This is a genomic window from Pseudoxanthomonas winnipegensis, assembly GCF_030322905.1.
In the GTDB taxonomy this organism is placed as follows: Bacteria; Pseudomonadota; Gammaproteobacteria; order Xanthomonadales; family Xanthomonadaceae; genus Pseudoxanthomonas_A; species Pseudoxanthomonas_A winnipegensis.
Map to the genome: position 1 here is coordinate 73,439 of NZ_CP095475.1, position 18,460 is coordinate 91,898.

Annotated in this window: 18 protein-coding genes; 10 read left to right on the forward strand and 8 right to left on the reverse strand. The window is 69.9% G+C overall.

Going from position 1 to position 18,460, the window contains the following annotated elements; all coding sequences use genetic code 11:
• Positions 1 to 16 precede the first annotated feature (16 nt).
• The 4 genes from MWN52_RS00330 to phhA form a co-directional block, all read right to left on the reverse strand.
• Positions 17 to 670, reverse strand: a complete 654-nt coding sequence (locus MWN52_RS00330; RefSeq protein ID WP_286575997.1) for an HAD-IA family hydrolase — start codon at positions 668 to 670, stop codon at positions 17 to 19.
• A gap of 501 nt (positions 671 to 1,171) precedes the next feature.
• Positions 1,172 to 2,152 (reverse strand): alpha/beta hydrolase, encoded by a 981-nt coding sequence (locus tag MWN52_RS00335; RefSeq protein WP_425608061.1) that lies wholly within the window; start codon positions 2,150 to 2,152, stop codon positions 1,172 to 1,174.
• A gap of 88 nt (positions 2,153 to 2,240) precedes the next feature.
• On the reverse strand, positions 2,241 to 2,684 hold the full coding sequence (locus tag MWN52_RS00340) for a hypothetical protein (RefSeq protein ID WP_286575999.1): 444 nt from the start codon (positions 2,682 to 2,684) through the stop codon (positions 2,241 to 2,243).
• Between the two features lie 66 nt (positions 2,685 to 2,750).
• Positions 2,751 to 3,641: a phenylalanine 4-monooxygenase gene (gene phhA / locus MWN52_RS00345; protein WP_286576000.1), complete on the reverse strand. Its 891-nt coding sequence runs from the start codon at positions 3,639 to 3,641 to the stop codon at positions 2,751 to 2,753.
• 132 nt (positions 3,642 to 3,773) lie between these two features.
• On the opposite strand from phhA, the gene MWN52_RS00350 reads away from it, so the two are divergent.
• The 5 genes from MWN52_RS00350 (at position 3,774) to MWN52_RS00370 (ending at position 6,363) form a co-directional block, all read left to right on the forward strand.
• The gene (locus MWN52_RS00350) at positions 3,774 to 4,253 is read left to right on the forward strand and encodes an Lrp/AsnC family transcriptional regulator (RefSeq protein ID WP_130520454.1); all 480 of its coding nucleotides are present in this window, start codon (positions 3,774 to 3,776) and stop codon (positions 4,251 to 4,253) included.
• Between the two features lie 12 nt (positions 4,254 to 4,265).
• Positions 4,266 to 4,631 (forward strand): VOC family protein, encoded by a 366-nt coding sequence (locus MWN52_RS00355; protein ID WP_130524089.1) that lies wholly within the window; start codon positions 4,266 to 4,268, stop codon positions 4,629 to 4,631.
• A gap of 9 nt (positions 4,632 to 4,640) precedes the next feature.
• Positions 4,641 to 5,255 (forward strand): glutathione S-transferase N-terminal domain-containing protein, encoded by a 615-nt coding sequence (locus MWN52_RS00360; RefSeq protein WP_286576002.1) that lies wholly within the window; start codon positions 4,641 to 4,643, stop codon positions 5,253 to 5,255.
• Positions 5,256 to 5,273: 18 nt separating this feature from the next.
• Positions 5,274 to 5,657 carry a TfoX/Sxy family protein gene (locus MWN52_RS00365; protein ID WP_286576003.1) on the forward strand — a complete coding sequence of 128 codons (384 nt, stop codon included), beginning with the start codon at positions 5,274 to 5,276 and terminating at the stop codon, positions 5,655 to 5,657.
• Positions 5,658 to 5,718: 61 nt separating this feature from the next.
• Positions 5,719 to 6,363: a Vat family streptogramin A O-acetyltransferase gene (locus MWN52_RS00370; protein WP_286576004.1), complete on the forward strand. Its 645-nt coding sequence runs from the start codon at positions 5,719 to 5,721 to the stop codon at positions 6,361 to 6,363.
• Positions 6,364 to 6,390: 27 nt separating this feature from the next.
• Here the strand turns inward: MWN52_RS00370 and MWN52_RS00375 are convergent, their stop codons facing one another.
• Entirely contained in the window at positions 6,391 to 7,329 is a 939-nt protein-coding gene (locus tag MWN52_RS00375; protein WP_286576005.1) for a LysR substrate-binding domain-containing protein, read from the reverse strand.
• 103 nt (positions 7,330 to 7,432) lie between these two features.
• On the opposite strand from MWN52_RS00375, the gene MWN52_RS00380 reads away from it, so the two are divergent.
• The gene (locus MWN52_RS00380) at positions 7,433 to 7,627 is read left to right on the forward strand and encodes a hypothetical protein (protein WP_286576007.1); all 195 of its coding nucleotides are present in this window, start codon (positions 7,433 to 7,435) and stop codon (positions 7,625 to 7,627) included.
• 71 nt (positions 7,628 to 7,698) lie between these two features.
• Here the strand turns inward: MWN52_RS00380 and MWN52_RS00385 are convergent, their stop codons facing one another.
• Positions 7,699 to 9,930 carry an NADP-dependent isocitrate dehydrogenase gene (locus MWN52_RS00385; protein WP_286576008.1) on the reverse strand — a complete coding sequence of 744 codons (2,232 nt, stop codon included), beginning with the start codon at positions 9,928 to 9,930 and terminating at the stop codon, positions 7,699 to 7,701.
• A 359-nt stretch (positions 9,931 to 10,289) separates the two neighbouring features.
• Between MWN52_RS00385 and MWN52_RS00390 the strand changes: the two genes are divergently transcribed.
• Positions 10,290 to 11,456, forward strand: a complete 1,167-nt coding sequence (locus MWN52_RS00390; protein ID WP_286576010.1) for a class I SAM-dependent rRNA methyltransferase — start codon at positions 10,290 to 10,292, stop codon at positions 11,454 to 11,456.
• Positions 11,457 to 11,475: 19 nt separating this feature from the next.
• Here MWN52_RS00390 and MWN52_RS00395 read toward each other — a convergent pair whose 3' ends face one another.
• The gene (locus MWN52_RS00395; RefSeq protein WP_130520471.1) at positions 11,476 to 11,838 is read right to left on the reverse strand and encodes a VOC family protein; all 363 of its coding nucleotides are present in this window, start codon (positions 11,836 to 11,838) and stop codon (positions 11,476 to 11,478) included.
• Positions 11,839 to 12,023: 185 nt separating this feature from the next.
• Positions 12,024 to 12,521: a hypothetical protein gene (locus MWN52_RS00400; protein WP_286576012.1), complete on the reverse strand. Its 498-nt coding sequence runs from the start codon at positions 12,519 to 12,521 to the stop codon at positions 12,024 to 12,026.
• A 420-nt stretch (positions 12,522 to 12,941) separates the two neighbouring features.
• Here MWN52_RS00400 and MWN52_RS00405 point away from each other — a divergent pair, with 420 nt between their 5' ends.
• The 3 genes from MWN52_RS00405 to MWN52_RS00415 all read left to right on the forward strand — a co-directional run bounded on the left by MWN52_RS00405 (position 12,942) and on the right by MWN52_RS00415 (position 18,412).
• Positions 12,942 to 13,910, forward strand: a complete 969-nt coding sequence (locus tag MWN52_RS00405) for a LysR family transcriptional regulator (protein ID WP_286576014.1) — start codon at positions 12,942 to 12,944, stop codon at positions 13,908 to 13,910.
• A 264-nt stretch (positions 13,911 to 14,174) separates the two neighbouring features.
• A complete protein-coding gene (locus MWN52_RS00410; RefSeq protein WP_286576015.1) occupies positions 14,175 to 16,319 on the forward strand; it encodes a TonB-dependent siderophore receptor in 2,145 nt (714 codons plus the stop codon).
• 2 nt (positions 16,320 to 16,321) lie between these two features.
• Complete coding sequence (locus MWN52_RS00415; RefSeq protein WP_286576016.1) at positions 16,322 to 18,412, forward strand: S9 family peptidase; 2,091 nt, start codon at positions 16,322 to 16,324, stop codon at positions 18,410 to 18,412.
• The last annotated feature ends 48 nt before the right edge of the window (positions 18,413 to 18,460 follow it).

Below are 18,460 nucleotides of genomic sequence, written 5' to 3' on the forward strand. Positions count from 1 at the left end.
GTGGCGGCGTGGCGCGTCAGCCGGCGTCCAGCAACTGCAGGCCGTCGGGCGTCACGCGCGCCTGGAGCGCGAGGTAGTCGCGCACCTGCCGGTGCGGCGTCTCCAGCGGATGCGCATGCGCGGCCTGGATCACCAGCACGTCCGCGCCGGCGGCCTCGGCCGCGGCGATGCCGGCCGGCGCGTCCTCGAACACCAGGCAGTCCTCGGCGGCCACGCCCAGCCGCGCGGCGGCCAGGCGATAGCCGGCCGGATCGGGCTTGCCGTGGACCACGTCCTCGGCGGTGACCAGCACCGCCGGCGGCGCCAGGCCGGCGGCCTGCATGCGGCGCAGCGCCAACGCCCGCGGCGCCGAGGTCACCACCGCCCAGCGCGTGGCCGGCAGGCCCGCGATGAACGCCGCTGCGCCGGCGATGGGCGCGACGCCCTCGACGTCTGCGATCTCATCGCGGGTGATGCCTTCCGCCTCGGCCTGCGCATCCACGCCCGGCAGGCCGAGGCCGGCGATGGTGTCGATGGCCCGCGCGCCGTGGATGGTCGGCACGAAGGTGGCCGGGTCCAGGCCATGCCGCAGCGCCCAGCGCGTCCACACGCGCTCGGCGGCGGCGATCGAAGTCAGCAGCGTGCCATCCATATCGAACAGGAAGGCGGGATAAAGCGCAGAGAAATTCAAGAAGCACAACCGAAGCGACGCAGGGGCCCACCAGCCTACCGCCTCACCCGCAGGCCACGCGCGAAGGCGCGCGCGACCCGACACGTTGTTTGCACCTCTCCCCACCAGCGCGAGATGTGAAGTGCGCCAGTTCGCAAGACCTGCCCCTCCCCTTTGCGCGCAGCGCAAGGGGGAGGCTGGGAGGGGGTGCTCTTCGCGATGCATCTCCAGCGCCCAAGGCTCGCCGCGAAGAGCGACCCCTCCCCATCCCTCCCCTTCGCCTGCGGCGAAAGGGAGGGGGCCAAAAGCGCGCGTGGTGCGAGAGGTGGACGGCGCCTGCCACATGCGAGGTGCGCCAGTTCGCAAGACCTGCCCCTCCCCTTTGCGCGCAGCGCAAGGGGGAGGTTGGGAGGGGGTGCTCTTCGCGGTGAATCTCCAGCGCCCAAGGCTCCCCGCGAAGAGCGACCCCTCCCCATCCCTCCCCTTCGCCTGCGGCGAAAGGGAGGGGGCCAAAAGCTTTTCTCAGCGCGCTGGTGCCTGCGCCGTCTGCCAGGCCATCCAGTCCACCGCCAGCCGCGGCCAAGTGGCCAGGGTCAGGCCCTGGATGCGGCGCACGCCGAAGCCGTGGCCGCCCTTGGGGAAGATGTGCAATTCGCTCGACACGCCGGCACCGAGCAGCGCCTGTTCGTACACCAGCGTGTTCTGCACCGGCACCACGTCGTCGTCCTGCGCGGCCAGCAGAAAGGTCGGCGGCGTGCGCGCGCTCACGCGGTTCTGCATGGAGTAGTCGTGCACCAGCCGCGCATCCGGATGCGGCCCCAACAGGCGCTTGCGCGAGCCGGTATGGCCGATCGCATTGCCCATGTCGATCACCGGATAGATCAGCAGCGCGAAGTCCGGGCGCGCGCTGAGGCGGTCGGCCGCATCCACCGGCGCGTACACCGCATCGTCGAAGCGCGTGGACAGACTGGCCGCGACATGGCCACCGGCCGAGAAGCCCATCACCCCCACGCGCGCCGGGTCCAGGCCGTCCTGCTTCGCATGCGCCCGGATCAGGCGCAGCGCGCGCTGCGCATCGGCCAGCGGCGCGTCGCGGCCATCGACATGACCCTCGTCCGGCAGCCGGTAGCGCAGCACGAACAGGGTGATGCCGGCCCGGTCGGCGAAGGCCGGCACCAGCGAGGTGCCCTCGTTGTCGATCACGATGTGCGCATAGCCGCCGCCGGGCACCACCAGCAGCGCACTGCCGTTCGGATGCGCCGGCCGGTAGACGATCATGTACGGCGCGCGGATGCCGCGGATGGAGCGGTCCGGCACCGCCGGATCATCGCTGTGGTCGACGATGGTCGGCTGCGCCGGCGCGCCTTCCGAGCCCGGCCCGGTGCCACCCGGCCACAGCAGGATCCGGTGTCTGAGCTCTTCGGGGGTTTCGGCCGAAGGCCGCTCGGCGGCCTGCGCCGAGACCGCCGCGAGCAGCAACAGCAGGACCTGCATCCAACGCATCGCCGTTTCCCTTGCCCAATGATCAGGCCCGGATGCTAACCCCCGCGGATGGCGCGCCGTCGCGCGGACGCGACACGTGCCGCGAAGCTCAAGGCGATGGGCTCAGGTCCTTCCACTCCTGCGAATCCAGCCGATAGCGGAACTGCGCCGCATTGGTGGGATGGAAATCGGCGCCGCTGAGCAGGAACACGAACTGCTTGCCGGTGACCGATGTCTTCATGCCGCCGAGCGTCATGATCCAGCCGGGCCATTCTTGGATCACCAGCACCGCCGGCACGCGCGCCGCATTGGTCTGCATGACGTCCTCGACGTGCACGCGATAGCGGATGAGGTTCGCGAATCCCGGCCCAGTGCGCGCCTCCAGATCGATGACCGGCCGTCCCTGACCATCGATCATGTCCACCTCGACGACGCGGCCGACGATGACGTGATCGGACTTGGCCAGGATCTCGGAGAGCGGCAGGTGGACGATCGAGGTCGCATCGGCCGCGCCACCGCAGCACAACGCCAGCAGCAGCATCCATCGCTTCATCGCCACGCCCTCCGGGACCGATGCGGCGAGCTTAGCGTGGCGACATCTTCCCCGCGTCGCCGCGCCTCACACGTCCCCGCCGTCGGCCCAGCCCTCACCGGTGCCGCGCTGGAACACGCGATCCCGGTCCAGCACGCGCCCGGCGGGCAGCGCCTCGGCGTGCTCGAGCTCGGCGTAGAGCGGGGTGAAGTCCGGCGCGGTGGCCTGGATCAGCTGTTCGAAGCTGTCGATGACGAAGTAGGTCTTCTGGTAGTCGTCGATGCGGTAGCGCGTGCGCATCACCCGCGTCAGGTCGAAGCCGATCCGGTTGGGCGCGGCCGACTCCAGGCAGTACAGCGACTCGCCCTTCGAGGAGACGATGCCGGCGCCGTAGATGCGCAGGCCTTGCGGCGTGTCGATCAGGCCGAACTCCACCGTGTACCAGTACAGCCGGGTCAGGCTGACCAGCGCCTGCGGGCCGATGCCATGCGCCTTGACCCCGCCGCGCCCGTAGGCCTGCATGTAGTCGGCGAACAGCGGGTTCATCAGCAGCGGCACATGGCCGAACAGGTCGTGGAACAGGTCCGGCTCGGCGATGTAGTCGATCTGCTCGGGCCGCCGGATCCACCAGGTCACCGGGAAGCGCCGGTGCGCCAGGTGCTCGAAGAAGTCCAGCTCCGGCAGCAGGCCCTCCACGCCCACCAGCTTCCAGCCGGTGGCCGCGCCCAGCACCACGTTGAGATCGTCGAAGCGCGGGATCTCGTCCGCGCTCAGGCCCATCGCATCCTGAGCGGCGAGGAACTCATCGCATGCGCGGCCCACCAGCAGCGCGCGCTGGCGTCCGAACAGCTGGCCCCAGGTCCGGTGATCGGCGGCGCTGTAGCTGGCCCAGGGCTGCTCGACCACGGCCGTGGTGTAGACCGGCACATAGCCCTTGTCGGTGAGCTGGTTCTCGACGCGGCGCGGCGTGGTGTCCATGGCGGTCTCCTGGGGGCAGCAAAGGCAGGCTCCCACGCTACCGGCAAGCGCGCGCAACGGGCTTGCGAAAGTTGCAGGATCCAGCTCGCATGGCGCAATCTTGTTGCGTCATTGCATGTTGCGACGCGACAAATGGACGTACCAAGCCCGCTCGATCGCACGGATCTTCGTCTGCTGGCCCTGTTGCAGACCGACGGCCGCGCCAGCAACGCCGAGCTGGCCGCGCGCATCAACCTGTCGCCCTCGGCCTGCCTGCGTCGCATCCAGCGCCTGGAGGCGGCCGGCATCATCGCCGGCTACGGCGCCAGGCTGGAGGCGCGCGCGCTGGGCCTGGGCCTGCAGGCCTTCGTGCGCGTCCAGCTGGCCCAGCACGACCAGCCGGCGATCGAGCGCTTCGCCACCGCCGTGACCAGCTGGGACGAGGTCGTCGCCTGCCATGCGCTGACCGGCGACATGGACTATCTGCTGCACATCCTGGTGCGCGACCTGGACCACTTCTCGCGCTTCCTGCTGGACCGGCTGCTGGCCCAGGCCGGCGTGGCCGACGTCAACTCCAGCTTCGTCCTGCGCACCGTCAAGGATGCCGCGGGAATCCCCCTACCCACGACCTGACCGGAGCCGAACATGCAGGCCACCACCTTGACCGCGTTGCAGCCCTTCGTCCCGGGCGGCGCGGATTTCGCCGCCAGCCGGCGCCTGTTCGCCGCGCTGGACTTCGTCGAGGACTGGGAGGCCGGCGATGTGTGCGGATTCCGCAGCGGCCCGGTGTCCTTCATCCTGCAGGACTTCCACGACGACCATGTCGCCCACAACCTGATGCTGCGCGTGGTCGTGCCCGACGTGGATGCATGGTGGGGCGAGATGGCCGGGCGCGGATTGGAGCAGCGCTTTCCCGGCTTCCGCCTCGGCACGCCGACCGACTTCCCCTGGGGCCGCGAAGTGCACATGATCGACCTGGCCGGCGTGTGCTGGCATATCGCCAGCGACTGAAGCGACGCCATGTTGAAACTGCTCGGCAAGCCCACCTCGATCAACGTGCGCAAGGTGCTGTGGCTGGCGGCCGAGCTGGACCTGGCGCTGGCGCATGACGCGATGGACGGCCCCGGCGATGCGGACGCGCTGCGTGCGCTCAATCCCAACGGCCTGGTGCCGGTGCTGATCGATGGCAGCGCGGTACTGTGGGAATCCAACACCGTCTGCCGCTACCTGGCCGCGCGCCAGCGGCGTCACGACCTGCTGCCCGCCGAACCCCTGGCGCGGGCGCGGGTGGAACAGTGGATGGACTGGCAGGCCACCGAGCTCAACGGCGCGTGGCGTCCGGCCTTCATGGCGCTGGTGCGGCGCACGCCGCTGACCCAGGACGCCAGCGCGGTGGAGGCCAGCATCTCGGCCTGGAACCGGCTGATGGGCCTGCTGGACGCGCAGCTGGCCACGACCGGCGCCTTCGTCGCCGGCGCGGACTTCACCCTGGCCGACATCGTGCTGGGGCTGTCGGCCAACCGCTGGCGGATGACGCCGATGGCGCGACCGGTGCTGCCGGCCGTCGATGCCTGGATCGCACGCCTGGAGACGCGGGCCGGCTATCGTGCCCATGGCGGCAACGGCATTCCCTGAAGAAGCTTGAGGACACCCATGGCAACCGACGCGGACTTCATCGACTACGTGCACGCCCAGGCCGGGCTGGGCGCGGCATTGGAATCGAAGAAGATGTTCGGCGAGTACGCGTTGTACCTGGACGGCAAGGTGGTCGCGCTGGTGTGCGACAACCAGGTCTTCCTCAAGCCGACCGCGCCCGGCCGGGGCCTGCTGCATGAGGTGATCGAACAGCCGCCGTACCCGGGCGCCAAGCCGCATTACCTGCTGGCCGATGCGCTGGAGGACACCGACGCGCTGCGGCGCCTGCTGCGCGCCACCGCCGAAGCCTTGCCCCTGCCCAAGCCGAAGGCGGCCAAGCAGGCGCCGGCAAAGAAGGCCACGGCCAAGAAAGCGCCCGCCAGGAAGCCTCCGCGCGGCTGACCGCCTCGCCTCCCGCCACTGGTTACCATCGGCGCCCTCCTTCGATGACGAGGCATGCCGCATGCACGGCCCCAGTCCCGAGACCCCGCATCCGATGCAGGGCTTTCCCCAGGTGTGCTTCATCCGCAACACCGTGCGCAACCCGCTGATCGAGATCGGCGAGTACACCTATTACGACGACCCGGAAGACTCCGAAGGCTTCGAGCGCAACGTGCTCTACCACTTTCCCTTCATCGGCGACCGGCTGGTGATCGGCAGGTTCTGCGCGATCGCGCGCGGCGCGAAGTTCATCATGAACGGCGCCAACCACAAGCTGTCCGGCATCTCGACCTATCCCTTCCAGATCTTCGGCCACGGCTGGGAGGCGGTGATGCCGCAACCGGGCGAGCTGCCGTACAAGGGCGACACGGTGATCGGCCACGACGTGTGGATCGGCTACGAGGCCCTGATCATGCCGGGCGTGCGCATCGGCAACGGCGCGATCGTCTCGGCGCGCGCGGTGGTCACCGCCGACGTGCCGGCCTACACCATCGTCGGCGGTAACCCCGCGCGGCCGATCAAGGCGCGCTTCGCGCCCGAGCAGGTCGCCCGGCTGGAGGCCATCGCCTGGTGGGACTGGCCGGTCGCGCACATCACCGCGCACCTGGACAGGATCGTCGCCGGCGACATCGACGCGCTGGAACGCGTCGCGCCCGCGCGCGGCTGACCGCGCTGCTGCACGCGCATGCCGGCTTCAGCGGCGGCGTCGCTGAAGCGCGGCGCTCGCCGTCGTCGTTCTGCCCGGCATCGTCTGCGTCTGTTGCGCGTGCTCCTGCGCCTGGCCGCGCAGCCAGTCGCGGAAGGCGAGGAAACCGCTGTGGTGGGCGGAACGTTCCGGATAGACGAGATAATGCGACCAGGCGGTCTTCAGCCGCCGCGTCGACAGCGGTACCAGATCGCCCGACTCCAGCAGCAGCCGCGCACGCGTGATCCGGCCCAGGGCCACGCCCACGCCGTCCATGGCGGCGCGATGGTGCGATTCGGAGCTGTTGAGCACGGCCACGTAGCGCGCAGGCGGTGTCAGGCCCTCCTGCGCGAACCAGCGCTCCCACTCGCCGTCCGGGTCGCCGAGCAGCGGCCATTCGACCAGCGGCCGGCGCTTGCCGCCCATGCGCCGGATCAGCGCGGGGCTGGCCATGGGCGTGAGCCATTCCTCGAACAGGGGTTCGGCCATCACTTCGGGCCAGACGCCGTGGCCGATGCGCAGCGCCGCGTCGATCTGCGGCTCGCGGGCGAAGTCCACCAGCGCCTCGCTCGACAGCAGGTTGACCTCGATCTTGGGATGCAGCGCCAGGAATCCGCTCAGCCGTGGCACCAGCCAGGCCGACGCCATGGAGGGCGTGATGCTCAGTGTCAGCACGTCCTCGCGCCGCGCCGCGTAGGGCGTGAAGGCCTGGGCGATGGCATCCAGGTGCGGGCCGATGCGATCGAGCAGGCGCTGGCCGTCCCCGGTCACGCGTACGCCGCGTGCGTGCCGTTCTAGCAGGCGGTAGCCCAGGCGCTGCTCGAGGCCGCGCATCTGATGACTGAGCGCGCTGACCGTCAGATGCATCGCGTCGGCGGCACGCGAGAGGTTGCCCAAGCGCGCGGCGATGACGAAGCCCTGCAGGGCGTGCAGCGGGGGACGCGACATGGAACTTCCCTTGAGCTGGATTCAAGACTCGCTTGCGAAAGCTTCGCTTCTCGGGGCCTGAGCCTGCGCCTATTGTCGATTCCACTCAAGTGGAGATGCCGATATGAACCTGTTCAAGGCCCTGCTGTTCCACCACGGGCATATCGTCGATGTGGAGCTGGCCCGCTCCCTGGCGGGCGTCGAGCCCACGCAGGACACCGCCGCGCAGCGCGCCCGCAGGATCAAGCGCGCGCGGCGCCTGGCGCGCAAGCAGGCCCAGTCGGCGCGCGCGAACGCACCGCTCACCGGGTTCCGCTGAGGACGGCCGCAAACGCAGACGGGCCGCCTGCTTTGCGGCAGGCGGCCCGTCGGGTCAAGCGTTGAGGGGGCTTATTTGCCGAGCTTGGCCAGCGCGTCGTTGAAGGTCTTGCTCGGGCGCATCGCCGCGGCGCACTTGGTGAGGTCCGGGTGGTAGTAACCGCCGATGTCCTGCGGACGGCCCTGGGCACCGTTGAGCTCGGCCACGATGGTGGCCTCCTGCTCGGCCAGCGCCTTGGCCAGCGGGGCGAACTTGGCCTTCAGCTCGGCATGCTCGTCCTGCGCGGCCAGGGCCTGGGCCCAGTACAGGGCCAGGTAGAAGTGGCTGCCGCGGTTGTCGATCTCGCCGACCTTGCGCGCCGGCGACTTGTTGCTGTCCAGGAACTGGCCGTTGGCCACGTCCAGCGCCTTGGCCAGGGTCAGCGCCGCGGGGTTGTCGTAGGTCTGGCCCAGGTGCTCCAGCGAGGCGGCCAGCGCCAGGAACTCGCCCAGCGAATCCCAGCGCAGGTAGCCCTCTTCGACGAACTGCTGCACATGCTTGGGCGCGCTGCCGCCGGCGCCGGTCTCGAACAGCCCGCCGCCGGCCATCAGCGGCACGATGGAGAGCATCTTGGCGCTGGTGCCCAGCTCCATGATCGGGAACAGGTCGGTGAGGTAGTCGCGCAGCACGTTGCCGGTGACCGAGATGGTGTCCTCGCCCTTGCGGATGCGTTCCAGCGACAGCGCGGTGGCCTCCACCGGCGAGAGGATGCGGATGTCCAGGCCGGTGGTGTCGTGGTCCTTGAGGTACTTCTCGACCTTGGCGATCAGCTGCGCGTCGTGCGCGCGCTGCGGATCCAGCCAGAACACCGCCGGCGTGCCGCTCAGGCGCGCGCGGGTGACGGCCAGCTTGACCCAGTCCTGGATCGGCGCGTCGCGGGTGCAGCACATGCGCCACACATCGCCGGCTTCCACCGCGTGTTCGAACACCGTCGCGCCGGCATCGTCGGTCACCACCACCTTGCCGTCGCCGGAGATGACGAAGGTCTTGTCGTGGCTGCCGTATTCCTCGGCCTTCTGCGCCATCAGGCCGACGTTGGGCACGCTGCCCATGGTGGCCGGGTCGAACGCGCCGTGCGTCTTGCAGTCCTCGATCACCACTTGGTACACGCCGGCATAGCTGCGGTCGGGGATCACGGCCTTGGTGTCCTGCAGCTCGCCCTTGGCGTTCCACATCTTGCCGCTGTCGCGGATCATCGCCGGCATCGAGGCGTCGATGATCACGTCGCTGGGCACGTGCAGGTTGGTGATGCCCTTGTCGGAGTTGACCATCGCCAGCGCCGGGCGCTTGGCGTACTCGGCCTCCACGTCGGCCTTGATCGCCTCGGCCTGCTCGGCCGGCAGCTTGCCGATCACCGCGTACAGGTCGCCGATGCCGTTGTTGGGGTCGAAGCCCACCGACTTGAGCGCCTCGCCGTGCTTGGCCAGCACGTCCTTGTAGAACTCGCCCACCACGATGCCGAACAGCACCGGGTCGGAGACCTTCATCATCGTGGCCTTCAGATGCACCGAGAACAGCACGCCCTTGGCCTTGGCATCCTCGATCTGCGCATCGATGAAGCTGGCCAGCGCCTTGCGGCTGAGCACCGAGGCATCGACCACCTCGCCTTGCTTCACCGCCACCTTGTCCTTGAGCACCGTGCTGCTGCCATCGGCGCCGACGAAGGTGATCTTCAGCGCGCCGGCCGCGCCCAGCGTGGCCGAACGCTCGCTGCCGTAGAAGTCGCCGGACTCCATGTGCGCCACATGGGTCTTCGAATCGGAAGACCACTTGCCCATGCGGTGCGGGTGCTTGCGGGCGTAGTTCTTCACCGACAGCGGCGCGCGGCGGTCGGAGTTGCCCTCGCGCAGCACCGGGTTGACCGCGCTGCCCTTGACCCGGTCGTAGCGCGCCTTGGCGTCCTTCTCCGCGTCGGTCTTGGGCTCGTCGGGGTAGGCCGGCAGCGGATAGCCCTGGTCCTGCAGCTCCTTGATCGCGGCCTTGAGCTGCGGCACCGAGGCGGAGATGTTGGGCAGCTTGATGATGTTGGCTTCGGGCGTGGTGGCCAGCGCGCCCAGTTCGGTCAGGTCGTCGGAGACCTTCTGCGCATCGCTCAGCAGGTCGGGGAACTGCGCCAGGATGCGCCCGGCCAGCGAGATATCGCGGGTCTCGACCACGATGCCGGCGGTGTCGGTGTAGGCGTCGACGATGGGCAGGAACGACTGCGTGGCCAGGAACGGGGCTTCGTCGGTCAGCGTGTACAGGATCTTGGGCGTGCTGGACATTGCGGGCGTTGTCTCTCTTGCAGTGACAGGGGCAGCAGGCGCGGGGGCGACTGCACGGGTGACGCCGCCGGTGGCGAAGGCGGCCCGGGCATCGAGGCGGGGGCAGCGGCTGGCGGCGACCAAGCACGCCATTGTGGCCCCCCGGGCAGGGCGGGGCAAAGCGCCGCAGCCGGCATGCGGGGACCGCAGTGTTCCGGCAGCCGGGACGAGTGCGCTGCCGTAAGCGCCGCCGCCTCTCCCAATCAGCCCGCGACCCCTTGTAGAGCAGAGCTCGCTCCGCTGCTTTTGAGCCGGATCATCGGGAAGGCCCAGCGGAGCAAGCTCCGCTCTACAGGTGCCCGGCCTTCTACAATAGGCCGATGAACATGCCCAATCCTGCCGTCCGCCTGAAGAACGCCTGGCGTTCCAGCCATCCGTGGATCTTCCAGAAACTGGTGGACAAGCCGCCGCAGAAGCCCAAGCCGGGCACCATCGTCGATGTGTTCGGCGTGGACGGCGACTGGGTGGGGCGCGGCTTCTACAACGGCCATTCGCGCATCGCCGTGCGCATCCTGGAGACCGATCCGGACGTGCAGGTCGATGCGGCCTGGTTCCACGACAAGATCGCCCAGGCCGTGTCCCTGCGCCGCGAGGTGCTCAGGCTGGACGAGACCACCGACGCCTGGCGCGTGGTGCATGCCGAGGGCGATGGCCTGTCCGGCCTGGTGGTGGACCGCTATGGCGACCTGATCGTGGTGGAGTTCTTCGCCGCCGGCATGTTCCGCCATCGCGAGTGGATCTTCGACGCGCTGCGCGCGCAGTTCCCGGGCTGCCGCTTCCACAGCTTCGCCGACGAGCACGTGCAGAAGCAGGAGAGCTTCGACTTCCACAGCACCTCGGGCACCGAGAGCGAGGTCATCACCGAGTACGGCGTGAAGTTCCGCGCCGACCCGGCCGGCGCGCACAAGACCGGCTTCTTCGCCGACCAGCGCGAGAACCGCCAGTGGCTGAGCCAGCACGTAGAAGGCAAGACCGTGCTCGACCTGTGCTGCAACACCGGCGGCTTCGCCGTGTACGCCGCCGCGCGCGGGGCCAGCGAGGTGCTGGGCGTGGACATCGACCAGGACGTGATCGCCATCGCCAAGGGCAATGCGCGCCTGAACAACGTCAAGCCCAAGTTCGTGCAGGCCGACATCTTCCCTTACCTGCGCGATGCGGCCGCGCGCGGCGATGCCTATGACGTGGTGATCCTGGACCCGGCCAAGATGACGCGCGACCGCGAGCAGGTCATCGCCGCGCTGAAGAAGTACCTGGACATGAACAAGCTCGCGCTGGGCGTGGTCAAGCCCGGCGGGCTGTTCGCCACGTTCTCGTGCACCGGGCTGGTGAGCGAGGAGCAGTTCCTGGACATGTTGCGCCGCGCGGCCTACTTCTCCGGCCGCACCATCCAGATCCTCAAGGTCGCCGGCGCCGGCCCGGACCATCCCTTCATGGCCCACGTGCAGGAATCGCGCTACCTCAAGGCGGTGTTCTGCCGGGTGTTCTAGCGGCGCGGGCCCAAGCGCCTCAGGCCTTGGGCCACTGACGGAAGACCACGCACACCGTGCTCGGGTCGAGCATCGCGAATTCCCGCGCGCCCCATGGCTGCAGTCGCACCGTGGGCAGGTTGGGGTGCAGCCGCTGCGGCGCGCGCGCGGCCAGCTCGGCGTGCACCGCCTCGATGTCGTCGACCTCGATGCCCAGTTCGGGCCGGTCCTTGGCCGCCCACTCGGCGTTCTCCACCAGGTAGGCCTTGGCCCCGTCGCGCGCGACCACCGCCATGTCCGCGTCCTGGTACAGCACCGCAAAGCCCAGCGCATCGACGAAGAAGGCCAGCCCATCCTCCAGCCGGTCGTAGAAGATCTTGGGGATCAGGTTGTGGAATCGCATGGCGATGCAGCTCCTAGTTGATGGGGCTCAAAGTGCCGGTCGCGTCGGCCGCACTCGGGTACCTCGGCGAGCCCAATCCCGGCCGAACGCATTGCCGGCCCAACCACAGGCATATCAGGCGACCTGGAGAGTGCGTTGTAGGGTCGGCCCGCCTTTGTCCGAGGCACGTCGGCACGCCCGGGTCCTTATTGGATGGTCACCGTGCGTACGCAGCGATGCTCGGCGGCGCCGTCCGACTCACCCTGCGGATAGACGCTCACCCGCAGGCCCGGCTTGTCGAACCATTCCTTGACCAGGCGCCCGTGCTCGGCGTTGTAGGGGGTGCGGGTGAAGCCCAGCGCCTCGAGCCGCTGGCCGAAGGCGTCGTAGTCCAGCTGGCAGACCGGGGTCATCGCCGCGTCCGCCGAGGCCGGCGTGAAGTTGAACGCGAACTTGGCCGCATCCGGGGCCGTGGCGTCCAGTTCGATCGTGTAGGACCACGGCGGGTCCAGCGCGGCACCGACGCCGTAGCGGGCGCTGCCGTCGCGCGCGCGCTCCAGGCGGATGCCCATCGTCTGCTCGACCCGTGCCTGGGTCAGATCCGCCAGCGCATGGCTGCCCTGGATCAGGTCGAGCACGCGCTGCAGGACGGCACCCGCCTGCGGGGGCGGCGTGGCGGCGGCGGAAGGGGGGGCGGTGGTCACGGCGGGTTCCTCCTTGGAAGGCGCGGACAGCGGGGCCCGCGAACAGGCCGGCAATGCCACGCAGGCCGCCAGCAGGGGAAGGATCGAAGCGGCAAGGCGCATGGGGGCGGGCAATCCTCACACAGCGGTAGGTCGCTGCTGGCCCCAGGGTGGCATCCAGCCAGGCGAGGGGCCGAGTGAACCACCTGGGCCCGTGCCGTGCAACCTGGGGAGATCGACGCCGCGCGGCGCTTCGGCCGAACGTGCAGGGGATGGATCGCCGTGCTCAGGCCACTCGCCGACGCCCGCGCGGTGCCTTGCGCGCCGGCGCGTCGGCTCTGCATGATGCGGCCCTGGGGGCGACCGTGGGGGAGGCGGTACGCGACCCAGATCCGGGGCCGCTGCGTGTCCACACCATCGCTTGAGGGGTGCCAACCTGCTTTGCAGCGGCTGGACAGCCAGCTGCTGTCCGATCTCTGGTTTTTCCGCGCGGCCGCGCGCGCGGGCAGCATCACCCAGGCCGCCTCCGCGCTGAGCGTGACCCAGGGCGCGGTCAGCCAGCGCGTGCTGCGGCTGGAGGCGCGCCTGGGCGTGCCCCTGTTCGAGCGCCACAACCGCCGCATCTCCCTGACCCGGGCCGGCGAGGTGCTGCTGGCCGCGTTCAACGATGCTTCCGGCACGGTCAACGAGGCGCTGGTGCAGATCGGGCGCCTGCGCCAGCAGACCCTGGTGGTCGCCTGCCCGCCGACCCTGGCCATCGAATGGCTGATGCCCAATCTGCCCGACCTGTACCGCGGCAGCCCGGGCCTGGAAGTGCACATCCGCGCCGAGATGGTCGCGCCGGACGTCTACTGGATGGAGGACCAGCGGGTCGACCTGGTGATCGGCTACTCGCACGTGCAGGTCAGCGGCCTGCACCAGCTGGCCAGCTTCCGCGAACTGATTTTCCCGGTGTGCTCGCCGGCCACGCTCTCCCGCCTGGAGACCTGCACCAGCGGACGCGAGGTGCTGGCGCTGCACGACGACAACGTCTGGCAGGAAGGCGAGCGCCAGGGCGCCGAGTGGCGCGAGTGGTTCGAAGGGGGCGGTGCGCGCTGCGCCGATGCGTGGAAGATCACCGCCGAACAGCGCTTCAACCTGGCGTATCTGGCCTACCAGGCCGCGATGTACGGCGACGGCCTGGCGATGGCGCGCTCGGTCAGCGTCGAGCGCATGCTGCAGTCGCGGCAGCTGGTGCCGGCCTGCTGCGTGGTGCCGGTCCCGAGCGCGCACTACCGGATGATGTCGCTGGCGCCGATGCGCGCCGGCTCGGCGCTCGAGCAGCTGGTGCGCTGGCTGCTGCTGCGCATGGAGACGAGCCAGGCCAGGACCCTGGACCGGCTCGGGATCAGCGGGAAATCCATTAGCTGACCTGATGCATTCGATAGAAATGCTGCATTGCGATCACGCCGTTTTTACGCAGACCATGTGCGTGCAGGGACCGCAGGCGGATCCCCGCTGACCGGAGCGGTCGGCGGCGTAAGGGGACCGATCCGCCGATTGCCGCGGCCTTCATGGCCGGACCTCGACTGCCACCTGTTTCAACACCCGCCTCCCGCGCCGCTGCCGCTTGTCTCCTGATCGGGGACGAGGTGGCGGCCTGTCCCTCCACGCCTGCCTGTCCCGGAGACCTCCATGTCCGCCGCCCGTCGTTCCCTGTCCTCGCGCCTCCCCGCCCTCGTCTGCAGCCCGCTGGCTGTCGCGCTGCTGCTTGCCCTGTCGGCGTCGCCGGCGGCCGCCCAATCCACCACCGACGGCAAGGACGTCAAGGAACTCGACAAGCTGCAGGTCAAGGGCAAGCGCGAAAGCGAAGGCAACGGCGCGCTGGGCGACAAGGCCGCGGTGGACACACCGTTCTCGGTCAACAGCGTCGATGCGCAGCAGCTGGAGAAGTACCAGCCGGTCTCGCTGCTGGACGTGTTCGCGCGCGACGCCAGCGTCTCGCGCAGCGCCGGCAGCGACTACAACGGCTGGTCCTCGCGCCTGGTCGTGCGTGGCCTGCCGCTGAGCTTCGAGGACAGCATGAAGGTCAACGGCATGCCGACCGCGCTGTTCGGCGTGAACCTGCCGCTGGAGATGATGGACCAGGTGCAGATCCTCAAGGGCGCCAGCGGTTTCATGTACGGCTTCGGCCAGCCCGGCGGCATCGTCAACTACGTCACCAAGAAGCCGGCGGGCGATGTGGCCAGCGTGGACCTGTTCTACCGCACCGACGCGGTGTTCGGCGCGCATGTGGACTACGGCGGACAGTCCGGCGACGACGGCCGCTTCGGCTACCGACTGAATGCCACGCACGAGGCCGGCAGCTTCTATTCCGGCGGCGAGATCCACCGCGACGCCGCCGTCGCGCTGCAGTACAAGATCGCCCCGGATCTGGTGCTGTCGGTCGATGCGCTCTACCAGGACCGCCGCATCGACGAGCCGACGCCGTACTTCTACCCCTGGGCCTACGCCCTGAAGTACCTGCCCAAGGGCGTGACCGGCCGAACCAACTATTCCTCGCCGGCGACGCTGAACTACAACACCTTTTCGATGCTCACCTCCAGCCTGCGCTGGGACTTCGCGCCCAACTGGAGCGCCACGCTCAGCGCCGGCGAGCTGCGCGACCACTACCGGCTCAAGCAGGAGTACTTCGAACTGGACGGCCCCGATGGGCGCTACGACGACTGGGCGTTCGACGGCAAGGACGCCTGGGATTTCCGCTTCATCCAGGGGCTGGTGCAGGGCAGCGCGGACACCGGTCCCCTGCGCCACGATCTGGTCGTGGGCGCATCCTGGCAGCTGATGAAGCTGGACCTGGGCGACGGCAACATCGGCTCGTGGGCGGTGATCGGCAGCGCGCGCCTGGCCGACCGGGTGCGGCTGGCCTGGACCGCCGCCGCCGTCACGCACAACATGTTCCTGTACTCGCAGACCGAGCAGTTCGCCGTCTTCGGCAGCGACACGATCCACTTCAGCGATCGCTGGTCGGCGCTGCTGGGCGCGCGCTTCAACAGCTACCGCCAGGTGGCCTACACCTGGGACACCACCGATGTGAGCGTGCGCTACCGCAAGCCGGTGTGGACGCCGACGGTGGCGCTGATGTTCAAGCCCACCCCCGACTCGACCCTGTACCTGAGCTACGTGGAGTCGCTGGAACAGGGCACGACCGTGGGCAGCTGGTATGCCAACGCGGGCCAGCAGCTCGGGCCGATCCAGAGCGACCAGTACGAGCTGGGCTACAAGCTCGAGACCGGCGCGTTGACCACGGGCGCGGCGCTGTTCCGGATCAACCGCGGTGCCGAATACGCCAACGCCGCCAACGTCTACGTGCAGGACGGCAACCTGCGCTACGACGGCCTGGAGCTGGAAGCGCGCTACCACTTCACCCCGCAGTTCGAGGTCGGTACCTCGGCGATCTGGATGGATGCGACCTACGACAAGACCGGCACGCCGTGGCTGGTCGGCCGCCAGCTCGCCGGCACGCCGCGCTTCAGCGCCACTGCGGATGCCAGCTATGCCTTCGACGCGGTGCCGGGCCTGGCCGCCTATGCCAGCATGAAGTGGTACGGACAGACCGCCGTCTACAACAACGTCGCATCGCAGGCCACGGTCTACGCCAAGGGCTATGCGGTGACCGACCTGGGCGGCAGCTACGCCACGCGCTGGGGCGGCCACCCGACGACGCTCCGCCTGGGCGTGGACAACGTGTTCGACCGCAACTACTGGCAGGGCGGTTTCAACGAGTTCGCGATCGGCGCGCCGCGCACCGTCGCGCTCAACCTCAAGCTGGATTTCTGAGCATGTCCACCGCGATGGCGTGGCGGGCCACGGCCTGCCTGGCGCTGCTGGCGGCGATACCGGTGGCCGCTGCCCAGTCCGGGCGGCCGATCATGCCGGCCGACGTGGTGGCGCTGAAGGAGGTCGACGACCCGCAGATCGCTCCGGACGGCAAGGCGGTGGCCTATGTGGTGGCCACCCCGGGGCCTGCGCGCAAGCCGCCCAAGGACCGCGTGCGGGTGGTCGGGGTCGACGGCGCGCCGTCGTGGCAGGTGGACGCGCCGGAGGCCGCCAGCGAGAACCACCCGCGCTGGTCGCCGGACGGGCGCCGGCTGGCCTTCCTGTCCGATCGCAAGCCGCCGGGCGCGGCGCCGGTGCCGGTGGCGGCGCCGTCCGCCGACAAGGCCGAAGGCGAGGACGACGCGCCGAAGCAGCAGCTCTGGGTCGTCGATGCGCCGGGTGCGGCGGCGCAGCGGCTCAGCGATGCGCCCGGCGGGCTTTCCGACTTCGCCTGGTCGCCCGACGGCCAGTCCATCGCCTGGCTGGCGCGCCAGGCGCCGTCGGCGCAGCAGAAGGCGCGCACCAAGGCCGGCGACGACGCGATCGAGGTGGACCACCCGCGCGAATTCAACCAGGCCTGGGTCAAGCGCCTGCCCGACGGCGCGCCGGTGGCGGTCAGCCCGCCGCAGCAGGAGGTCTCGGCACTGTCGTGGGCGCCCGACGGCCGGCGCCTGGCGCTGCGGGTGGCCGACCGGCCGGGCTTGAACGAGCACTGGAACCGCGCGCGGCTGGTGATCGTCGATGCCGGCGATGGCCGCCTGCTCAAGACCCTGCCCGGCACCGTCGGCGGCGAGGCGGCGCAGTGGTCGCCCGACGGCACGCGCCTGCTCTACCGCGAGCAATCGGCCTCGAAGATGGCCTATCGGCTGGTGGTGCGCACGCTGGCCGACGACCGCGTCTGCGAGGTCGCGCCAGGCTGGCCGGGCACGCCGTGGGGCGGACGCTGGCGCGATGCGCACACCGTGGTGGTGCAGGGCCTGCAGGGCATGGACGCGCAGTTTCTCCAGGCCGGCGCCTGCGATGGCCGTTGGAAGCCGCTGGCGCAGGTGCAGGCGCCCTGGCAGGCCTTCAGCCTGGCCCACGACGGGACCGTGGCGTTCCTCGGCCAGGGCACCCATCAGCCGTCCGAGGTCTGGCTGCTGCGCGGTCGCCGAGCCCGCGCGCTGACCGACACCAATCCGCAGGTGGCCGGCTGGTCGCTGGGCCGCCTGCAGACCCTGACCTGGCACAACACGCATGACGGCCGCACGGTCCATGGCGAGGTCGTGCTGCCCCCGGGCTGGACCCCGGCCGACGGCCCGCTGCCGACGCTGGTGCAGATCCACGGTGGCCCGGCCTGGGCCTGGTGGTCGGGCTGGCTGGGCTCCTGGCACGACTGGGCGCAGATGCTGGCTTCGCACGGTTACGCGGTGCTGCTGCCCAACCCGCGCGGTTCGGAAGGGCAGGGGGCGGCGTTCACCGAGGCGATCCGCAGCGACTGGGGCGGCGGCGACTTCCAGGACGTGCTCGATGGTGTGGACCTGGTGGTCGCGCAGGGCATCGCCGACCCGCAGCGCCTGGCGATCGGCGGCTGGAGCTACGGCGGCTACCTGGCGGCGTGGGCGGTCGGCCACAGCGACCGCTTCCGCACCGCGATCGTCGGCGCCGGCGTGACCGACCTGTACACCATGGCCCTGACCACCGATGTGCTGGACTTCCTGCCCGGCTACTTCGACGGCAACCCGCTCGATCGCCGCGCGCTGCTGGATGCGCGCTCGCCGCTGCGCGCGGCCAACGACGTCCACGTGCCGGTACTGGTGCTGCACGGCCAGGCCGACGAGCGCGTGCCGACCTTCCAGGGCGAGGCGTTCTACCGCGCGCTGCGCTTCAACGGCACCCCGGCCGAGCTGACGCTGTACCCGCGTACCACGCATTGGCCGCAGGAGCAGGCGCTGCGCCGCGACATCCTGCGGCGCGTGCTGGACTGGATGCAGACGCAGCTGCCCACCGCAGCCGGTGCGGCATCGGCGCCTGCCTCGGGCTCGGCGCCGGCACCGGCGCACGCCGGGCCGTGATCCTCCACGTCGCGCTGGTTCGTCCAGCGCGACGCTGCTAGCGTTGGC